Origin of the sequence: Caballeronia hypogeia, assembly GCF_001544875.2 — a bacterium.
Lineage (GTDB): Bacteria > Pseudomonadota > Gammaproteobacteria > Burkholderiales > Burkholderiaceae > Caballeronia > Caballeronia hypogeia.
Map to the genome: position 1 here is coordinate 23,330 of NZ_FCOA02000012.1, position 18,067 is coordinate 41,396.

Annotated in this window: 19 protein-coding genes; 9 read left to right on the forward strand and 10 right to left on the reverse strand. The window is 64.4% G+C overall.

Annotated features, from left to right (window positions below):
• The first annotated feature begins 44 nt into the window (after positions 1-44).
• Both AWB79_RS18700 and xerD read left to right on the forward strand, forming a co-directional pair.
• The gene (locus AWB79_RS18700; protein ID WP_061169075.1) at positions 45-521 is read left to right on the forward strand and encodes a methylated-DNA--[protein]-cysteine S-methyltransferase; all 477 of its coding nucleotides are present in this window, start codon (positions 45-47) and stop codon (positions 519-521) included.
• Entirely contained in the window at positions 518-1,447 is a 930-nt protein-coding gene (gene xerD / locus AWB79_RS18705; RefSeq protein ID WP_061168930.1) for a site-specific tyrosine recombinase XerD, read from the forward strand. The genes AWB79_RS18700 and xerD overlap by 4 nt, the downstream gene beginning before the upstream one ends.
• Before the next feature lie 9 nt (positions 1,448-1,456).
• On the opposite strand, the gene AWB79_RS18710 is transcribed toward xerD, so the two are convergent.
• Complete coding sequence (locus AWB79_RS18710; RefSeq protein WP_061169076.1) at positions 1,457-2,608, reverse strand: acyl-CoA dehydrogenase family protein; 1,152 nt, start codon at positions 2,606-2,608, stop codon at positions 1,457-1,459.
• Between the two features lie 108 nt (positions 2,609-2,716).
• Here AWB79_RS18710 and ybaK point away from each other — a divergent pair, with 108 nt between their 5' ends.
• Together ybaK and plsY are read left to right on the forward strand one after the other, a co-directional pair.
• Positions 2,717-3,208, forward strand: coding sequence for a Cys-tRNA(Pro) deacylase (gene ybaK / locus AWB79_RS18715; protein WP_061169077.1), 492 nt, complete (start codon positions 2,717-2,719; stop codon positions 3,206-3,208).
• Positions 3,209-3,244: 36 nt separating this feature from the next.
• Positions 3,245-3,871, forward strand: a complete 627-nt coding sequence (gene plsY, locus AWB79_RS18720; RefSeq protein WP_061168931.1) for a glycerol-3-phosphate 1-O-acyltransferase PlsY — start codon at positions 3,245-3,247, stop codon at positions 3,869-3,871.
• A gap of 97 nt (positions 3,872-3,968) precedes the next feature.
• Here the strand turns inward: plsY and AWB79_RS18725 are convergent, their stop codons facing one another.
• A complete protein-coding gene (locus AWB79_RS18725; RefSeq protein ID WP_061168932.1) occupies positions 3,969-4,454 on the reverse strand; it encodes a YajQ family cyclic di-GMP-binding protein in 486 nt (161 codons plus the stop codon).
• A 100-nt stretch (positions 4,455-4,554) separates the two neighbouring features.
• On the opposite strand from AWB79_RS18725, the gene murB reads away from it, so the two are divergent.
• Positions 4,555-5,571 (forward strand): UDP-N-acetylmuramate dehydrogenase, encoded by a 1,017-nt coding sequence (gene murB, locus AWB79_RS18730; protein ID WP_061168933.1) that lies wholly within the window; start codon positions 4,555-4,557, stop codon positions 5,569-5,571.
• Positions 5,572-5,640: 69 nt separating this feature from the next.
• On the opposite strand, the gene AWB79_RS18735 is transcribed toward murB, so the two are convergent.
• Both AWB79_RS18735 and argF read right to left on the reverse strand, forming a co-directional pair.
• Positions 5,641-6,870, reverse strand: coding sequence for an argininosuccinate synthase (locus AWB79_RS18735; RefSeq protein WP_061168934.1), 1,230 nt, complete (start codon positions 6,868-6,870; stop codon positions 5,641-5,643).
• Between the two features lie 161 nt (positions 6,871-7,031).
• Positions 7,032-7,961, reverse strand: coding sequence for an ornithine carbamoyltransferase (gene argF / locus AWB79_RS18740; RefSeq protein WP_061168935.1), 930 nt, complete (start codon positions 7,959-7,961; stop codon positions 7,032-7,034).
• 539 nt (positions 7,962-8,500) lie between these two features.
• On the opposite strand from argF, the gene AWB79_RS18745 reads away from it, so the two are divergent.
• Entirely contained in the window at positions 8,501-8,836 is a 336-nt protein-coding gene (locus tag AWB79_RS18745) for a DUF3579 domain-containing protein (RefSeq protein ID WP_061168936.1), read from the forward strand.
• Between the two features lie 167 nt (positions 8,837-9,003).
• Here AWB79_RS18745 and rpsT read toward each other — a convergent pair whose 3' ends face one another.
• Positions 9,004-9,282 (reverse strand): 30S ribosomal protein S20, encoded by a 279-nt coding sequence (gene rpsT / locus AWB79_RS18750; RefSeq protein WP_061168937.1) that lies wholly within the window; start codon positions 9,280-9,282, stop codon positions 9,004-9,006.
• 373 nt (positions 9,283-9,655) lie between these two features.
• On the opposite strand from rpsT, the gene murJ reads away from it, so the two are divergent.
• Both murJ and AWB79_RS18760 read left to right on the forward strand, forming a co-directional pair.
• Positions 9,656-11,206 carry a murein biosynthesis integral membrane protein MurJ gene (gene murJ, locus AWB79_RS18755; RefSeq protein ID WP_061168938.1) on the forward strand — a complete coding sequence of 517 codons (1,551 nt, stop codon included), beginning with the start codon at positions 9,656-9,658 and terminating at the stop codon, positions 11,204-11,206.
• Positions 11,206-12,051: a SirB1 family protein gene (locus AWB79_RS18760; protein WP_061168939.1), complete on the forward strand. Its 846-nt coding sequence runs from the start codon at positions 11,206-11,208 to the stop codon at positions 12,049-12,051. Before murJ ends, AWB79_RS18760 begins: the two co-directional genes overlap by 1 nt.
• 63 nt (positions 12,052-12,114) lie before the next feature.
• Here the strand turns inward: AWB79_RS18760 and AWB79_RS18765 are convergent, their stop codons facing one another.
• From AWB79_RS18765 to lpxK, 5 genes are all read right to left on the reverse strand, one after another.
• Entirely contained in the window at positions 12,115-12,873 is a 759-nt protein-coding gene (locus AWB79_RS18765) for a 3-hydroxyacyl-CoA dehydrogenase (RefSeq protein ID WP_061168940.1), read from the reverse strand.
• Between the two features lie 205 nt (positions 12,874-13,078).
• Positions 13,079-13,744, reverse strand: a complete 666-nt coding sequence (gene adk / locus AWB79_RS18770; RefSeq protein WP_061168941.1) for an adenylate kinase — start codon at positions 13,742-13,744, stop codon at positions 13,079-13,081.
• A 287-nt stretch (positions 13,745-14,031) separates the two neighbouring features.
• Positions 14,032-14,823, reverse strand: a complete 792-nt coding sequence (kdsB, locus tag AWB79_RS18775; RefSeq protein WP_061168942.1) for a 3-deoxy-manno-octulosonate cytidylyltransferase — start codon at positions 14,821-14,823, stop codon at positions 14,032-14,034.
• Between the two features lie 11 nt (positions 14,824-14,834).
• Positions 14,835-15,041: a Trm112 family protein gene (locus AWB79_RS18780; RefSeq protein ID WP_061168943.1), complete on the reverse strand. Its 207-nt coding sequence runs from the start codon at positions 15,039-15,041 to the stop codon at positions 14,835-14,837.
• Positions 15,022-16,038: a tetraacyldisaccharide 4'-kinase gene (lpxK, locus tag AWB79_RS18785; protein ID WP_061168944.1), complete on the reverse strand. Its 1,017-nt coding sequence runs from the start codon at positions 16,036-16,038 to the stop codon at positions 15,022-15,024. Before lpxK ends, AWB79_RS18780 begins: the two co-directional genes overlap by 20 nt.
• 518 nt (positions 16,039-16,556) lie before the next feature.
• Here lpxK and xseA point away from each other — a divergent pair.
• Entirely contained in the window at positions 16,557-17,924 is a 1,368-nt protein-coding gene (xseA, locus tag AWB79_RS18790) for an exodeoxyribonuclease VII large subunit (protein ID WP_061169078.1), read from the forward strand.
• The last annotated feature ends 143 nt before the right edge of the window (positions 17,925-18,067 follow it).

Genomic DNA, 18,067 nt, shown 5'->3' on the forward strand with positions numbered 1-18,067 from the left:
CACCCGCTGGCCGCGCGGCCGGCGCTTCGCGAACGCAGCCGGGCATGAAGCCATTCGATGCCGTCATCGACGCGCCGTTCGGCAAGGTCGGCATTCGCGCCGACGAGTCGAGCGTGCGCGAGATCGTCTATCTCCCCGGCGATATCAGAAGCATCGCGCCTGAATCTCCGCTCGCGATGGCAGCCGCCGCGCAAATCCGCGCGTATTTTCAAACGCCTTCGACGCGCTTCGACCTGCCGCTCGCGATTGGCGGCACGGCGTTTCAGCGGCGCGTGTGGCAGGGCATCAGCAGCATCGCGCCGGGCAGCGTCTGGACCTACGGACAACTTGCGCGAGAAATCGGCAGCGTGCCGCGAGCGGTCGGGCAGGCGTGCGGCTCCAATCCGCTGCCGATCGTGATACCGTGCCACCGGGTAGTGGCGTCGGGTGGAATCGGCGGATTCGCGCATCATCCCGGCGAAGGTTTTTATCGCAACGTGAAGCGCTGGCTGCTGGCGCACGAAGGTGTATCGATCGCATGACGAGCGCAACGACTGAAGAAATTCCAACGCCCGGGCTCGCCGCGAGCCATGACTCGATCGATCTCTTTTGCGACGCGCTGTGGCTCGAACACGGGCTCGCCAAGAACTCGCTCGAAGCATATAGACGCGACCTGAAGCTCTTCGCCGAATGGCTCGGCAAGACACGCGGCGCATCGCTCGATTTCGCCGTCGAAGCCGACATGAACGGTTACATGGCCGCGCGCCGCGGCGACAAGGCGACCTCCGCGAACCGTCGCTTGTCCGTGTTTCGCCGCTATTACGCGTGGGCTATGCGCGAGCATCGCACTGCCGCCGATCCGACGCTCAAGCTGCGTTCGGCGAAGCAGCCGCCGCGCTTTCCTTCGACGCTCAACGAGGCGCAAGTCGAGGCGCTGCTCGGCGCGCCGGACATCGAGACACCGCTCGGACTGCGCGATCGCACGATGCTCGAACTGATGTACGCGAGCGGGCTGCGCGTGACCGAACTCGTCACGCTGAAGACGGTCGAGCTCGGTCTGAACGAAGGCGTCGTGCGCGTGATGGGCAAGGGCTCGAAGGAGCGCCTCATTCCGTTCGGCGAGACGGCGCACGACTGGCTCGAACGCTACCTCCGAGAAGCGCGTCCGGCGCTGCTCGGCGCGCGCGCGGCGGACGCGCTGTTCGTGACGGCGCGCGGCGAGGGCATGACGCGCCAGCAGTTCTGGAACATCATCAAGCGCCACGCGCTGAACGGCGGCGTGCATGCGCCGCTGTCGCCGCACACGCTGCGTCATGCGTTCGCGACGCATCTGCTCAATCACGGCGCGGACCTGCGCGTCGTGCAGTTGCTGCTCGGCCACTCGGACATCTCGACCACGCAGATCTACACACACGTGGCGCGCGAGCGGCTGCACAAGCTGCATCGCGAGCATCATCCGCGCGGGTGAGCCGAAGCGCTATATCTCCGCGCCGCGCATCAGCCCGCGCGCGATGATCACCTGCTGAATCTGCGACGTGCCTTCGTACAGCCTGAAGAGCCGCACGTCGCGATAGAAGCGCTCGATGCCGTATTCCGCGATATAACCCGCTCCGCCATGCACCTGCACCGCGCGATCCGCGACGCGTCCGCACGTCTCGGTGGCGAAATACTTCGCGCACGATGCCTCGATCGACACGTCGCGGCCTTCGTCGCGACGGCGCGCGGCGTCGAGCACCATGCATTCGGCGGCGTAGAGTTCGGTCTTGCTGTCGGCAAGCATGGCCTGCACGAGCTGGAATTCGGCGATCGGCTGGCCGAACTGCTTGCGCTCCATCGCATAGGCGAGGGCGTCGCGCAGCATGCGCTTCGCCGCGCCGACCGCGATCGCCGCGATATGGATGCGGCCTTTGTCGAGCGTTTTCATCGCCGTCTTGAAGCCGACGCCTTCCACGCCGCCGATCAACTGATTCGCCGCCACGCGGCAGTTCTCGAAGATCACGTCGCTCGTATGCGCGCCGCGCTGCCCCATCTTGCGATCCGGCTTGCCGATGGAAAGTCCTGGCGTGTCGCGCTCCACGATAAACGCCGAAATGCCGCTTGCGCCTTTGGCGTCGCTGGTGCGCGCCATGACCGTGTAGATGCCGGCCTCGGGCGCGTTCGTGATGAAGCGCTTGGTGCCGTTGAGTACGTACGCGTCGCCGTCTTTCGTGGCGCGCGTTTTGAGTGAGGCCGCATCCGAACCCGCGTCCGGTTCGGTAAGACAGAACGAGCCGATCAGCTCGCCCGACGCCAGCTTCGGCAGATAGTGCGATTTCTGCGCCTCGGTGCCGTCGAGCAAAATGCCGATCGAACCGATGCCGTTGTTCGTGCCGATCACCGAGCGGAACGCCGGCGACGTCTGCCCGAGCTCGAAGGCGATGCGTACTTCCTCTTCCATCGTGAGGCCGAGGCCGCCGTAGGCTTCCGGAAGCGTGAGCCCGAACATGCCGATCTCGCGCATCGCGTCGATGAGGTCGGCGGGAATTTCGTCGGTTTCGTCGACTTCGGTCTCGCGCGGCACGAGCCGCTCACGCACGAAGCGGCGGATCGAGTCTTCGAGCAGGGTCTGGGTTTCGGCGTCGCGGATCATCGGCATCTCCTTGTCATTCGCGAACGATCGTGCCACGGCGGCTCTCGTTTGAACACCTCGGCCGAATGGCTAATGGTGGGGCGCGAAACCCGCCGCTACAATGCGTCCATGTCGAAAAGCAAACACGTGTCCGAAACGCCCGCGACGCAATTCCTGCGCCGCCACAAGGTCGAGTTCGGCGAACATCCCTACGCTTATGTCGAGCACGGCGGCACGGAGGAATCCGCGCGGCAGCTCGGCGTGGACGAGCATATCGTCGTGAAGACGCTCGTCATGGAAGACGAGCAGGCCAAGCCGCTCATCGTGCTGATGCACGGCGATCGCACCGTGTCCACCAAGAATCTCGCGCGGCAGACCGGCGCGAAGCGAATCGAGCCGTGCAAACCGGAAGTGGCGAATCGGCATTCGGGCTTTCTGGTGGGCGGCACCTCGCCGTTCGGCACGAAGAAGGCCATGCCGGTGTACGTCGAATCGAGCATTCTCGATCTCGACCTGATCTACCTGAACGGGGGGCGGCGCGGCTATCTGGTGAGCCTCAAGCCGTCGGTGCTGACCGATTTGCTGAAAGCCACGCCCGTGCAGTGCGCAAGCGTCGATTAGAATGCATTCCGCTCTCGCTACCACCGAAAAAACATCATGATTTTTCTGATCGTCGCCGTCGTGTCCTATCTGATCGGCTCGATTTCATTCGCCGTCGTCGTCAGTCACGCGATGGGGCTGGCCGATCCGCGCTCGTACGGTTCGGGCAATCCCGGCGCGACCAACGTGCTGCGCACCGGCAACAAGAAAGCCGCGATCCTCACGCTGATCGGCGACGCCTTCAAGGGCTGGCTGCCGGTGTGGGCCGTCGTGCATTTCGGCGGCAGTTTCGGCTGGGATCCGGCGACGATCACGACGGCCACGGCACTTGCAGCCATCGCCGTGTTCCTCGGCCATCTGTACCCGATCTTCTTCAAATTTCAGGGCGGCAAGGGTGTGGCGACGGCGGCGGGCGTGCTGCTCGCGATTCATCCGGCGCTCGGGCTGGCGACGCTGCTGACCTGGATCATCATCGCGTTCTTTTTCCGCTATTCGTCGCTGGCGGCGCTGGTCGCGGCGGTTTTCGCGCCGTTCTTCCAAGTGTTCCTGTTCGGGCCGAGCCGCATTTCGCTCGCCGTGCTCGCCATGAGTCTGCTACTCATCTGGCGGCATCGCGGGAATATTTCGAAGCTGCTGGCGGGCAAGGAAAGCCGCATCGGCGACAAGAAAAAAGCGGTGCAATAAGCAATAAGCTCGCGCCCGGAGGGCGGGTTTCCAAAGGCAAAAAAGCCGTTCCGGCATTCGACCGGAACGGCTTTTTTGTGTCTGTCGCGGCGCGAGTTCAGTCGCGGAAGTTGTTGAAGTCGAGCGGCGTGTCCTGTACTTCCTTCTTCAACAGCGCCATGGTGCTCTGCAGATCGTCGCGCTTGGCGCCCTGCACGCGCACGGCGTCGCCCTGAATGCTCGCCTGCACCTTGATCTTGCTGTCCTTCACGATCTTGACGATTTTTTTCGCCAGATCGCCCGACACGCCTTTCTTCACCGTGACGACCTGCTTCAACTTGTCGCCGCCGATCTTCTCCTGCTTGCCGTAGTCGAGAAACCGCACGTCCACGCCGCGCTTGGCCATTTTGTTCAGCAGAACGTCCTTCACCTGGCCGAGCTTGAAATCGTCGTCGGCGTAGAGCGTGAGTTCGCGCTCCTTCTGCTCGACGCGTGAATCCGAACCCTTGAAGTCGAAGCGCGTCGAGATTTCCTTGTTCGATTGTTCGATCGCGTTCTTCACTTCGATCATGTTTGCTTCGCTGACGACGTCAAACGATGGCATCTGTCTTTCTCCTTCATTGAGGCGAGCGCGCTGAAGGGGCGCGGCTCGCGCAATCGCTATAATCACGGACCTGACGTCATTCTACCGACGCGCCTCCTTCATGTCGCTTCAGCTTCTCACCGATTTCCCGCTGCTCCCGCATAACACGTTCGGTTTCGACGTGCGCGCGCGGCATGCCATGCGCATCGATTCCGTCGATGCCGCCGCCGCGCTCGCCACCGACGCGCGCATCGCGAACCTGCCGCAGCTCGTGCTCGGCGGCGGCAGCAATATCGTGCTGACGCGCGATTTCGACGGCGTCGCGCTGATCGTCGGCATTTTGGGAAAGCGCGTGATCGACGAAACCGGCGACGCATGGCTCGTCGAAGCCGGCGCGGGCGAGAACTGGCACGATTTCGTCGCCTGGACGCTGGCTCGAGGAATGCCGGGGCTCGAAAACCTCGCGCTGATTCCGGGCACGGTCGGCGCGGCGCCGATTCAGAACATCGGCGCATACGGGCTGGAAATGGGCGAGCGCTTCGAGCGGCTGCAAGCGGTCGAGCTCGCAACGGGCGCGCGCGTCGAATTCGATCGTGCGGACTGCGCGTTCGGCTATCGCGACAGCTTTTTCAAGCGGGCAGGGCGCGGACGCTTCATGATCACCTCGGTCGTGTTCAGGTTGCCGAAAGCCTGGACGCCGCGCGCCGATTACGCGGACGTCGCCCGCGCGCTCGAGGGCGCGTCGAAGCGCGACGCTCAGGCCATTTTCGATGCGGTCGTCGCGGTACGGCGCGCCAAGCTGCCCGACTGGACCGTACTCGGCAACGCGGGCAGCTTCTTCAAGAATCCGGTGGTAAGTGCACAGGCGTTCGAAGCGCTGAAGGCGCGCGAGCCCGGCGTCGTTTCCTATCCGCAAGCCGACGGACAGGCGAAGCTCGCGGCGGGCTGGCTGATCGACCGATGCGGCTGGAAAGGGCGCGGCATAGGCGGCGCGGCGGTGCACGACCGTCAGGCGCTCGTGCTCGTCAATCGTGGCGGCGCGACGGGCGCGCAAGTGCTGGAGCTCGCCAATGCCATCAAGCGCGACGTGCTCGCGCGCTTCGATGTCGAACTGGAAATGGAGCCGGTCGCGCTCTGAATCAGAAGTGCATAAAGAAACCCGCCGAACCAACGTCCGGCGGGTTTTTTCATTTTCAGAACCAGCGAATTACTCGCCGCGCTTGCGACGCGCGTTCTCGGCAATCCGCATGCGCAGCGCGTTCAGCTTGATGAAGCCGCCGGCATCGGCCTGGTTGTAGGCGCCGCCGTCGTCGTCGAAGGTTGCGATGGTCTTGTCGAACAGCGTTTCCTTCGAATCGCGCGCGACGACCGACACGCTGCCCTTGTAGAGCTTCACGCGCACCCAGCCGTTGACCTTTTCCTGCGTGTGATCGATCAGCACTTGCAGCGCGCGGCGCTCCGGGCTCCACCAGTAGCCGTTATAGATCAGCGATGCGTAACGCGGCATCAGATCGTCCTTCAGGTGCGCCACTTCGCGGTCGAGCGTGATCGACTCGATGCCGCGGTGCGCCTTCAGCATGATCGTGCCGCCCGGCGTTTCATAGCAGCCGCGCGACTTCATCCCGACGTAGCGGTTCTCGACCAGATCCAGACGGCCGATGCCGTGCTTGCCGCCCAGACGGTTCAGCTCGGTCAGCATCTCGGCCGGCGACAGGCGCTTGCCGTTCAGTGCGACGGGGTCGCCGTGCTCGTATTCGATATCGAGGTATTCGGCCTGATCCGGCGCCTCTTCCGGCGACACGGTCCAGCGCCACATGTCGGCTTCGGCTTCCGCCTTCGGGTCTTCCAGATGGCGGCCTTCGAACGAGATGTGCAGCAGGTTCGCGTCCATGGAGTAGGGCGCGCCGCCTTGCTTGTGCTTCATTTCGATGGGAATGCCGGCCTTCTCGGCGTACGCGAGCAGCTTTTCGCGCGAGAGCAGGTCCCATTCGCGCCACGGCGCGATCACCTTGATGCCGGGTTCGAGCGAGTAATAGCCGAGCTCGAAGCGGACCTGGTCGTTGCCCTTGCCGGTCGCGCCGTGCGAGACGGCCTCCGCGCCGGTCGCGCGCGCGATCTCGATCTGACGCTTGGCGATAAGCGGACGCGCGATCGACGTGCCGAGCAGATACTCGCCTTCATAGATCGTGTTCGCGCGGAACATCGGGAACACGAAATCGCGGACGAACTCTTCGCGCAGGTCTTCGATGAAGATGTTTTCCTGCTTGATGCCGAGCTGGAGCGCCTTCTTGCGCGCGGGCTCCAGTTCCTCACCCTGGCCGATGTCGGCCGTGAAGGTGACGACTTCGGCGTCGTAGTTGTCCTGCAACCATTTCAGGATGACGGAGGTGTCGAGACCGCCCGAATAGGCGAGCACGACTTTCTTGATATCGCTCATGATGAACTCGTGTGCGGAAAAGCCGGTGCGGCGGTTGTGCGCCGCTTCGTGTCCGCCGTGCGCGCGACGGGCATGAAGTGCGCGGAAAAAACACTATTTTGACATTAAAAAGCCGCGCTTCCGTAAATTCGGGATGCGCAGCCTTTTCGGTACGCGCCGGCTCAGTGGTTAAGTTTGCCGAGCAGCAGGTATTCCATCAGCGCCTTCTGGACGTGCAGACGGTTCTCGGCTTCGTCCCAGACCACGCTCTGCGGACCGTCGATGACCTCCGCGCTCACTTCCTCGCCGCGATGCGCGGGCAGGCAGTGCATGAACAGGGCATCGGGGTTGGCGCGGGCCATCATCTCGGCGTCGACGCAATAGTCGGCGAACGCCTTCATGCGCGCTTCGTTCTCGGCCTCGTAACCCATGCTGGTCCACACGTCGGTCGTGACGAGATCCGCGCCGGCGCAGGCTTCGTTCGGATCGTCGAATTCCTGGAAGAACGGCTTGCTTTCTTCTGCGACCAGCGCGGGATCGAGCTTGTAGCCCGCAGGTGTCGACAAACGCAGTTTGAAGCCGAGAATCTGCGCGGCTTCTATCCACGTGTAGAGCATGTTGTTCGCGTCGCCGACCCACGCGACGGTCTTGCCGTGAATCGGCCCGCGATGCTCGTAGAACGTGAAGATGTCTGCGAGCACCTGACACGGGTGATATTCGTTGGTCAGGCCGTTGATGACCGGCACGCGCGAGCTTTCGGCAAAGCGCTTGATGATGTCCTGGCCGAACGTGCGGATCATGATGATGTCGACCATGCGCGAGATGACCTGCGCCGAATCCTCGATCGGCTCGCCGCGGCCGAGCTGCGTGTCGCGCGTGTTCATGAACACCGCGTGGCCGCCGAGCTGGAAGATGCCTGCTTCGAACGAGAGGCGCGTGCGCGTGGAGCTTTTCTCGAAGATCATCGCCAGCGTGCGATCGTGCAGCGGATGATAGGTCTCGTAGTTCTTGAACTTGCGCTTCAGGATGCGGGCGCGTTCGAGCACGTACTCGTAGTCGTCGAGCGAAAAATCCTTGAACTGAAGATAGTGGCGAATTTTCTTGGCGGTCATGAAACGCAAGCGGCGGCTTCGAACCGGCCGCTGCGCTTCGCTCATGGGCGACGGATCAGGACCGGACGGCGCCGCCGTCGGGAGTGGTATCACTTTTGAGCATAAAGGATTTTGCGATGTTTGACGAGGCTGGCCAAAAGGCCGTCGCCCCGCGCGCAGTCCCGAACTGCGCAGTCGTCCACGACCCCGGAACGACCCCAATGGACGCCACGGTCATTTGTGTGCGCTGCGGAAAAGAGGCCGCTGCTGTATAATTGCGTTCGCTCGTTTCAACAGTTCTGCAACATTCAGCACCGGTTCACGCGCATCTGCGGCGAAGGATTCTCAAGAGTCCGGTCGGCGTGTTGCCGCGCGTTTCGGCTTCGCGGTGGATTGCACAGTGCTGTCGAGTCCGCCATTCCTGTCGCGGACGCGGACGGTTCAGAAGATCCGGCCCGCGCAAGACCGCCCGGCGCCCTGAGCGCGTCGGCCCCTGCGGTTCCGTGTGCCAGGCATGTGCGTTCCGGTGCGCGCCACCGGCCGTCAAAAGGTATTGCTACATGGCTGAATCATCCCCTACCGAGTACTTCATTCAAGGCATCACCAAGAGCGGGAGGAAGTTTCGGCCGAGCGACTGGTCCGAGCGCCTGTGCGGCGTGATGTCGGGCTTCGGACCGAAAGCGAAAGGTCCGAACGCGCGGCTGCAATATTCCATTTACGTTCGTCCCACGATGATCGGCGACATCAAGGTCGTGATCGTCGATTCCCGCCTGCGCGACGTCGAGCCGATGGCTTTCGACTTCGTGCTGAACTTCGCGAAGGACAACGATCTGGTCGTGACCGAGGCGTGCGAGCTGCCGCCGCATCACGGCACGCAGACTCAGCAGCAAACGTAAGGCTGCAGTAAAACAAGCTCCGGATGCAAAGAGTCCGGCCGCAAAAAAGCCCGCCGAATTTTTAACCCCGGCGGGCTTTTTCGTTACTGCGCAGCGGAAACAGGAAGCTGCTTCGGCGAACGCCCGATCAGAAAGACTGAAAGGCGCCCGCCAGAAGCGAGCCGGAATTACTGGGCAGCGGGGGCTTGCAGGCCCTTGATGGCTGCAGCCAGGCGGCTCTTGTGACGAGCTGCCTTGTTCTTGTGGACGATCTTCTTGTCCGCAATGATGTCGATGGTCTTGACCGACGACTTGAACAGTTCGGCGGCCTTGGCTTGATCGCCGGCGTCGATAGCCTTGCGAACTGCCTTGATGGCCGTGCGGAACTTCGAGCGCAGCGCCGAGTTGTGCGAGTTGGCCTTGGCGGCCTGACGGGCGCGTTTGCGAGCTTGTGCGGAATTTGCCATGACGGTTTCCTTGTCCTGTTTCTGCTGTTACTTGTCCGGAGCGGGCTTCACCTTCGGGCCGGCTCAAAGCCGGGAGCGGTGATCGGTGCGCGCTGCCTTTGATCTGAAATCCCGGGAACGATTGCCCGAGAACCTCTAAAACATCGCCGGCCGGGGCCGGAAAAGACGCGAATCTGCCGACTCGATGAGAAAGCCAACGAGTTTTGGAGCTTCGAAACCCGCGATTATAGCAAGGGAATATGAGACGTGACAAGCGCGGCGTTAGAACGGGGAAACCCGGTTGATCCCGTCGGGCAATCGCGAGGTGTCGCACGCCAGCAATTCGGGGCGCGTCGTGTGAGCCCGCGGTGCACGCCCGTATAATAAGCGCCCCATGAATCTATTCCGAGCCCTCCTGACGGTCAGCGGCTTCACGCTGCTGTCGCGCGTGACCGGCCTGATCCGCGAAACGCTGATCGCCCGAGCCTTCGGCGCAAGTATCTATACCGACGCGTTCTACGTCGCGTTCCGGATTCCCAACCTGCTGCGGCGTCTGTCCGCGGAAGGCGCGTTCGCGCAGGCGTTCGTGCCGATTCTCGCCGAGTTCAAGAACAGCAGAGGTCATGACCCGACCAAGGCGCTCGTCGACGCGATGTCGACCGTGCTGACCTGGGGTCTGGTCGTTCTGTCGCTGCTCGGCATGGCGGGCGCGAGCTGGGTGGTGCTCGCGGTGGCATCGGGTCTTGCGCACGAGGGAACCGCGTACGGACTCGCGGTCGAGATGACGCGCATCATGTTTCCGTACATCGTGTTCATCTCGATGACCACGCTCGCCTCGGGCGTGCTCAACACGTACAAGCAGTTCTCGCTGCCGGCGTTCGCGCCGGTGCTGCTCAACGTGGCCTTCATCTTCGCGGCGGTGTTCGTCGCGCCGCATCTGAAAGTGCCGGTGTACGCGCTCGCGTACGCGGTGATCGCGGGCGGCATCCTGCAGTTGCTCGTGCAGTTGCCAGGGCTGAAGAAGATCGACATGGCGCCGCGCATCGGGCTGAACTTCCGTCGCGCGCTCGCGCATCCGGGTGTGAAGCGCGTGCTGCTGAAGATGGTGCCCGCGACCTTCGCGGTGTCGGTCGGGCAGCTGAGCCTCATCATCAACACGAATATCGCGTCGAATATCGGCGCGGGCGCCGTGTCGTGGATCAACTACGCCGACCGGCTGATGGAGTTTCCCACCGCGCTGCTGGGCGCGGCGCTCGGCACGATCCTGCTGCCGAGCCTCTCGAAAGCGCACGTCGATGCGAACAACGACGAATACTCCGCGCTGCTCGACTGGGGCCTGCGCATCACGTTCCTGCTGGCCGCGCCGAGCGCGATCGCGCTGTTCTTCTTCGCCGAACCGCTCACCGCGACGCTGTTCCACTACGGCAAATTCGACAATCATTCGGTCGTGATGGTCGGCCGCGCGCTGTCGGCCTATGGCATCGGACTGATCGGCCTGATCCTCATCAAGATTCTCGCGCCCGGCTTCTACGCGAAGCAGGACATCAAGACGCCCGTGAAGATCGCCGTGTTCGTGCTGATCATGACGCAGGTGAGCAATTACATCTTCGTGCCGATCTTTTCTCATGCGGGTCTGACGCTTTCCATTGGTCTCGGCGCGCTCGCCAACGCGCTTCTGCTGTTCGCGGGCCTGCGCCGGCGCAAGATCTATCATCCGTCCGCGGGCTGGCTGCGCTTTTTCGTGCAACTGACCGGTGCGTGCCTGATTCTTGCGGGGGCGATGCATTGGGTCGCGATCAACTTCGACTGGATCGGCATGCGGGCGACGCCGTTCATGCGCATCGCGCTGCTGGGCGCGAGCCTCGTCGTGTTCGCGGCGTTATATTTCGGTATTCTGTCCGCGATGGGCTTCAAATACGCCTATTTCAAGAGACGCACGCTTTGATGACGACAACGCGTATCCTCGACTACTTCTCCGCGCTGATGGCGGACGACGACAGCCTTCCGCTCACGGAAGCGGCGTTGTCGCTTGCGCAGGACGCGTATCCCGATCTCGACATGCAGGCGGTGCTCGCGGAGATCGACGAACTCGTCGTGCGCGCCCGCCGCCGCATGCCCGACGACGCGGACGTAAAGCAGAAAGTCGACGCGCTCAATCGCTACTTCTTCCGCGAGCTGGGTTTCTCCAGCAACCTCAACGATTATTACGACCCGGACAACAGCCATCTGAACGTCGTGCTGCGCCGCCGTCGCGGCATTCCGATCTCGCTCGCGGTGATCTATCTGGAAATGGCGGAGCAGCTCGGTTTGCCGGTGCGCGGCGTGTCGTTTCCGGGACATTTCCTGTTGCGCGTCGGCACGCCCGGCCAGGATCTGATGCTCGATCCGACGACCGGTCAAACACTCTCCGAAGCGCAGATGGTCGAGATGCTTGAGCCGTACGTGCAGCGTGCCGGTGAATCGATCGGCAGCGCATTGCGCGTGCTGTTGCAGCCCGCGACGCGGCGCGAGATCGTCGCGCGCATGCTGCGAAATCTGAAGGGAATTTACTTGCAGACGGAGCGCTGGCAGCGTCTGCTCGCGGTTCAGCAGCGGCTCGTGATCGCGCTGCCGCACAGCATCGAGGAAGTTCGCGATCGCGGCTTCGCGTATGCGCGGCTCGATTATCTGCGTCCGGCGCTGGAGGACTTGCAGCGTTACATCGAAACGCGGCCGGATGCCGAAGATGCGACCGTCGTCGAAACCGAACTGCACGAGTTGCGACAGCGCACGCAGCAGAACGGCGATTGAAACGCAAACGGCGGACTTCGAAAGAAGCCCGCCGTTTTCACATGACGCGCGTTGCTTCGGCCGTTACTTCGGCTGCATGCGGATCGCGCCGTCGAGGCGGATCACTTCGCCGTTGAGCATCGGGTTGTCGAAGATCTGCTTGACGAGCATCGCGTATTCGTCCGGTTTGCCGAGGCGCGACGGGAACGGCACCATTGCGCCGAGCGCGTCCTGCACTTCCTTCGGCATGCCGAGCAGCATCGGCGTTTCGAACAGGCCCGGCGCGATCGTCATCACGCGGATGCCGCTCCTGCTCAGGTCGCGCGCGATCGGCAGCGTCATGCCCGCGACGCCGCTCTTCGACGCGGCATAGGCCGCCTGGCCGATCTGTCCGTCGTAGGCCGCAACGGACGCCGTATTGACGATCACGCCGCGCTCGCCCGCCGCATTCGTCTCGTTCTTCGACATCACATCGGCCGCGAGCCGGACCATGTTGAAGGTGCCGATGAGGTTGACCGAAATCACCTTCGAGAAGAGATCGAGCGCGTGCGGGCCGTCGCGGCCGACCGTCTTCGCCGCCGGCGCGATGCCCGCGCAGTTCACCAGGCCGCGCAACGTGCCGAGGCGCGTCGCGGCATCGACGGCGCGCTGGCCGTCGGCTTCCTGGCTCACGTCGCATTTCACGAACACGCCGGACAGCTCTTTCGCGAGCGCTTCGCCCGCGGCTTCGTTCATGTCGGCGAGCACGACCTTTCCGCCTTGCGTCGCGACCAGCCGCGCCGTCGCCGCGCCCAGGCCCGACGCGCCGCCGGTGATCAGAACGACGTTGCCTTGCATCTCCATATCTCTTCTCCTTTTATGTGATTCGCGCGCGCGAGGGCAGGGTGAAGCGCTCGCGCCGATGATCGTCCTCGTGGGAAACGCATCGATTGTAGCGAAGCCGGTCGCTGTAAATTCGCACGACGGTCATGCGTAATCGTGCGTTCACGGCATAAAAAAACCCGCTCGTCGTGAGCGGGTTTTCGTGCAACGCGAGCCGGACGAACGCTTACTTCAGCGCGTCGAACGCGCGCGTGCGGATTTCATCGACCGAGCCGAGACCCGAAATCGCGCGATACGCCGGCGCCTTCAGGCCGTTCGGCGCGGTGCCGTTCTTCGCCCAGTCGTTGTAGTACGCGATCAGCGGCTTGGTCTGCGCGACGTACACGTCGAGACGCTTCTTCACGGTCTCTTCCTTGTCGTCGTCGCGCTGGATCAGCGGCTCGCCGGTGACGTCGTCGGTCATGTCGACCTTCGGCGGATTGAACTTGACGTGGTATGTGCGGCCCGACGCCGCGTGCACGCGGCGGCCGCTCATGCGCGTGATGATCTCGTCGAAGGGAACGTCGATCTCAAGCACGTAGTCGATCGCGACGCCCGCGTCCTTCATCGCTTCGGCTTGCGGCAGCGTGCGCGGAAAGCCGTCGAACAGGTAGCCGTTCTTGCAGTCGTCAGCCTGCAGGCGTTCCTTCACGAGATTGATGATGAGCGAATCCGGCACCAGCTCGCCCGCGTCCATGAAGCGCTTCGCCTCGACGCCGAGCGGCGAGCCCGCCTTGACGGCCGCGCGCAGCATGTCGCCCGTGGAAATCTGCGGAATGCCGAATTTTTCCTTGATGAAGTTTGCCTGGGTGCCCTTGCCCGCACCGGGTGCGCCCAACAGGATCAAACGCATGGTGATCTCTCCGAATCGTCTATAAACCGCTCAAAGCCGCGAGGCTCAATTGACATCCGGTGGCCTGGCTCGTGCGGCGTCGACGACAGGGCGCGCAGCCGAAAGGAGACGGCGGGCACCTGCGGACAGCGGCGCAACGTTGAGCGTGGCGCTGACCGGAAGGCTCGCGCAATCGCTTGATTATGCCACGGCTCTTTACGATCGCGACCGCAATAACGCGTATGGAAACCGCCAAAAACCCCGCCGAATGGGCGTCCGGCGGGTTTACACGGGTTGCGCGGCGGCTTTCAGTCCGCTTTGGAGAAGAGCGCCTGGACGCGCTCGAGGTCGGCGGGTGTATCGACGCCGGGTGGCGGCGCATCCTGCGTCACGCGCACCGCGATGCGCTCGCCGTGCCACAGCGCGCGCAACTGCTCCAGCGCCTCGGCGGTTTCGATCGGCGCCTGCGCGAGGTTCGGGAAGTCGCGCAGGAACTTCGCGCGGTAGGCGTACAGGCCGATGTGGCGCAGCACGTTCTCCGGCACGGAAGGCAGTTTGCCGAGCGCGGCGACGTCGGGCCAGTGCGGCTGCCAGAGATCGCGCGTCCACGGAATCGGCGCGCGCGAGAAGTAGAGCGCGACGCTCTTCGCATCGAGCACGACCTTCACGACGTTCGGATTGAACACGTCCGCCGGATCGTGGATCGGATGCGCGGCCGTCGCGATCGCGCATTCGGGATGCGCTGCGAGATGCGACGCTACGTCGCGCACGAGTTGCGGATCGATGAGCGGCTCGTCGCCCTGCACGTTGACGACGATCGCGTCGTCATCCCAGTTCAGGCGCGTCGCCACTTCGGCGAGGCGGTCGGTGCCGGTGGGATGATCGGAGCGCGTCATGATCACTTCGATGCCGTGATCGCGCACGGCCTCGACCACGCGGTCGGAATCGGTCGCGACGAGCACCTGGCTCGCGCCGGATTCGCGCGCGCGCTCGGCGACGCGCACGACCATCGGCTTGCCGCCGATATCGGCGAGCGGCTTGTTCGGAAGACGCGTGGACGCGAGCCGCGCCGGCACGACCGCGATGAACGGAACGGACATGGCCGGCGGCCTCAGGCGTCGCCGGCCGGCTTGATCGGCTCGACGGGCGTGCCCTCGACCGTCTGGCGCGCTTCGTCGACCAGCATTACGGGAATGCCGTCGCGGATGGGGTAGGCGAGCTTGTCGGCGTTGCAGACGAGTTCCTGCGCCGCGCGATCGTAGTTCAGCGGGCCTTTGCAGATCGGGCAAACGAGGATTTCAAGCAGACGTGCGTCCACGGAGTTTCTCCACAACAAGAGCAATGAGGCGCGGTCGCAGCACGGCTTGCACCGGAACGACCCAGATGCGTGCGTCGCGCCAGGCCCCAAATTTTACTGCATCCTTTTCGGTGATCAGGATGGCATCGGCTTCGACGCCCGCGAACGGATTCTCGCGATACGAATAGTGATCGGGGAAGGCGCGCGTCGACGGCGTGATGCCCGCCGCGCGGAGCGTCGCGAAGAAGCGCTCGGGCGAGCCGATGCCCGCCGCCGCGACCACTTTCTCGCCGGCGAAATCGGCGAGCGGGCGGCGCTGATGCGGATCGTCGAGCAGCCAGGCGTCGCCGGATTCGAGTTCGAGCGCGAAGGTGTCGGGCCACGGCGGCAGCGTCCGCTCGTACGGGCTGTTGATGAGCGTCGCGTCGCGGCGGCGCGACATCGGCTCACGCAGCGGACCGGCGGGCAGCAGAAAGCCGTTGCCGCCGAGACGGTCATCGAACACGACAAGCTCGAACGCGCGCGCGAGGCGATAGTGCTGCAGGCCGTCGTCGCAGACGAGCACATCGACGTTCGGATGCGCGGCGAGCAGCGCGCGCGCGGCGGCGACGCGATCCGGGCAGACGAACACCGGCGCGTGCGTGCGGCGCGCGATCAGAAGCGGTTCGTCGCCGACCTGCGCGGCGGCGGACGTCGGCGTGACGCTCGTGGGCTGCGCGACCTTCGCGCCGTAGCCGCGCGAGACCACGCCCGGCTGAAAACCGGCGGCCGCGAGCGCCTCGACGAGCGCGATGACGGTCGGCGTCTTGCCGGTGCCGCCGACGGTCACGTTGCCCACGACGACCACCGGCACGCCCACATCGATGCGCTTGAACCAGCCCAGCTCGAAGCAGGCGCGGCGCGTCGCGGCGATTGCGCCGAAGATGCACGCGAAGGGCGTCAGCGCCCACGCGACGGGGCCACGGCGGCGCCATTGGCGGGCGAGAAAGTTCTCGATCGGCGGCTTGAAGTCAGACATGGACCGCCTTCGCGCGGCGCGCATGCCGTGCGGGAATCGGGTACGGCGTGGCGTGCAACGGCAGCTCCTCGTGTTTCGGTCGACGTTGAACGGAGTGCCCGGCTTGTGGCGGCGCGAAGCGAGAAGCGCCCGGGCGCCAGCCGGTGCTCGAACCCGGCACTCTAGCGCGCGCGGGCCGCATGCGCCAGTCATGCGCCGGCCGCGCTCGTGCGTCACGTGCGGATGTCACGCCGGCGCGCGCCTGTGGATAACTCTGTGAAGAACTTGCTACTCCGAGACCCGACGCGCTTCCCAGGAAAGAGTTGCCTCGGCAAAGGTTCTGATGTGAGAAATAAAAAACTTAAAAATCAATGATTTGAATCGGACTCACAAGCCTCCGGCGGAGATGGTTCGCGCCTTTCGGTAAGTCTTTCTGTGTGGACACTTGTTACACTTGCACGCGCTGTTGGCCGGCGCTTGTCCATCAGCTTGTCCATTCGGACGATCATCCGTTGCGCGTGCCGTTTTCGATTCCGCCCATGACTCCCGATTCCCTGCCGTCGCAAAGCGGCGACGCCGTCATCCCCGTTTCCGTGCTCAACCGTGCGATCAGCACGATGCTCGAACGATCGTTCCCGCTCGTCTGGGTGTCGGGCGAAGTGTCGAACTTCACGCGCGCGGCGAGCGGTCACTGGTACTTTTCGATCAAGGACGCGGGTGCTCAGATGCGCTGCGTGATGTTCCGCGGCCGCGCGCAGTATGCCGAGTTCACGCCGCGCGAAGGCGACAAGATCGAGGTGCGCGCGCTCGTCACCATGTACGAGCCGCGCGGCGAACTGCAGCTGAATGTCGAGGCGGTGCGGCGCACGGGACAGGGCCGGCTGTACGAAGCGTTTTTGCGGCTCAAGGCGCAGCTCGAGAGCGAGGGGTTGTTCGCGGCGGAGCGCAAGCGCGCGTTGCCGTCGCATCCGCGCGGCATCGGCATCGTGACGTCGCTGCAGGCGGCCGCGCTGCGCGACGTACTCACGACACTCGCGCGCCGCGCGCCGCATGTGCCCGTGATCGTCTATCCGGCGCCGGTGCAGGGCGCGGGCGTGAGCGCGAAACTCGCGGCGATGGTCGAGGCCGCCAACGCGCGCCGCGAAGTCGATGTGCTGATCGTGTGCCGCGGCGGCGGGTCGATAGAAGATTTGTGGGCGTTCAACGAGGAAGTGCTGGCGCGTGCGATCGCGGAGAGCGCGCTGCCGGTGGTGAGCGGCGTCGGCCACGAGACGGATTTCACCATCGCCGATTTCGCCGCCGACGTACGCGCGCCGACGCCGACCGCCGCCGCCGAGCTCGTCAGTCCGCAGCGCGTGCTGCTGCTGCGCGATCTCGATCACCGGCACGCGACGCTCGCGCGCGGCTTCGGACGCATAATGGAGCGCCGCGCGCAGCAACTCGACTGGCTCGCGCGCCGGCTCGTGAGTCCCGCCGAGCGGCTCGCGCGGCAGCGCACCCATCTGCGGCAACTGGCGAGCCGCCTGGTCGCGGCGGGCGCGCGGCCCGTGCGCGATACGCGCGCGCAGTTCGCGCTGCTGGAGTATCGCTGGCAGCGCAGGCGTCCGGATGTCGGCGCACAGCATGAGCAGGTGATGCGGCAGTCGCTGCGTCTTCGGAGCGCGCACGAGCGCCGCGCCGAGCGCGAGAAGGCGTGCGTTTCGGAGTTGGCGGCGCGCTTGCAGGTGCTGAGCCCGCAGCGCACACTCGAGCGAGGCTACGCCGCTTTGATCGACGCGCAAACGGGCCGCGCGTTGCGCTCGCCGGACGCGCTGAAGCCCAAGCGCCCGCTGACCGTGCACCTCGCGGAAGGATCGGCCGACGTGCTTCTCGCCGACGTCCAGCCGCGTCTGTCAGACGAATTCTGAGCGCGGCGCGTTCGTGGCCGTCGACGTATATTTGACGTACGCGCCCACGCGCGCCGGAGCACTTTTTACGCGGCCCGAGGCGTTTCGAAAGCGATCCTCCTCATAAAGGGCACACGGTTTGCCGGGTTATCCCAACTCGCCTA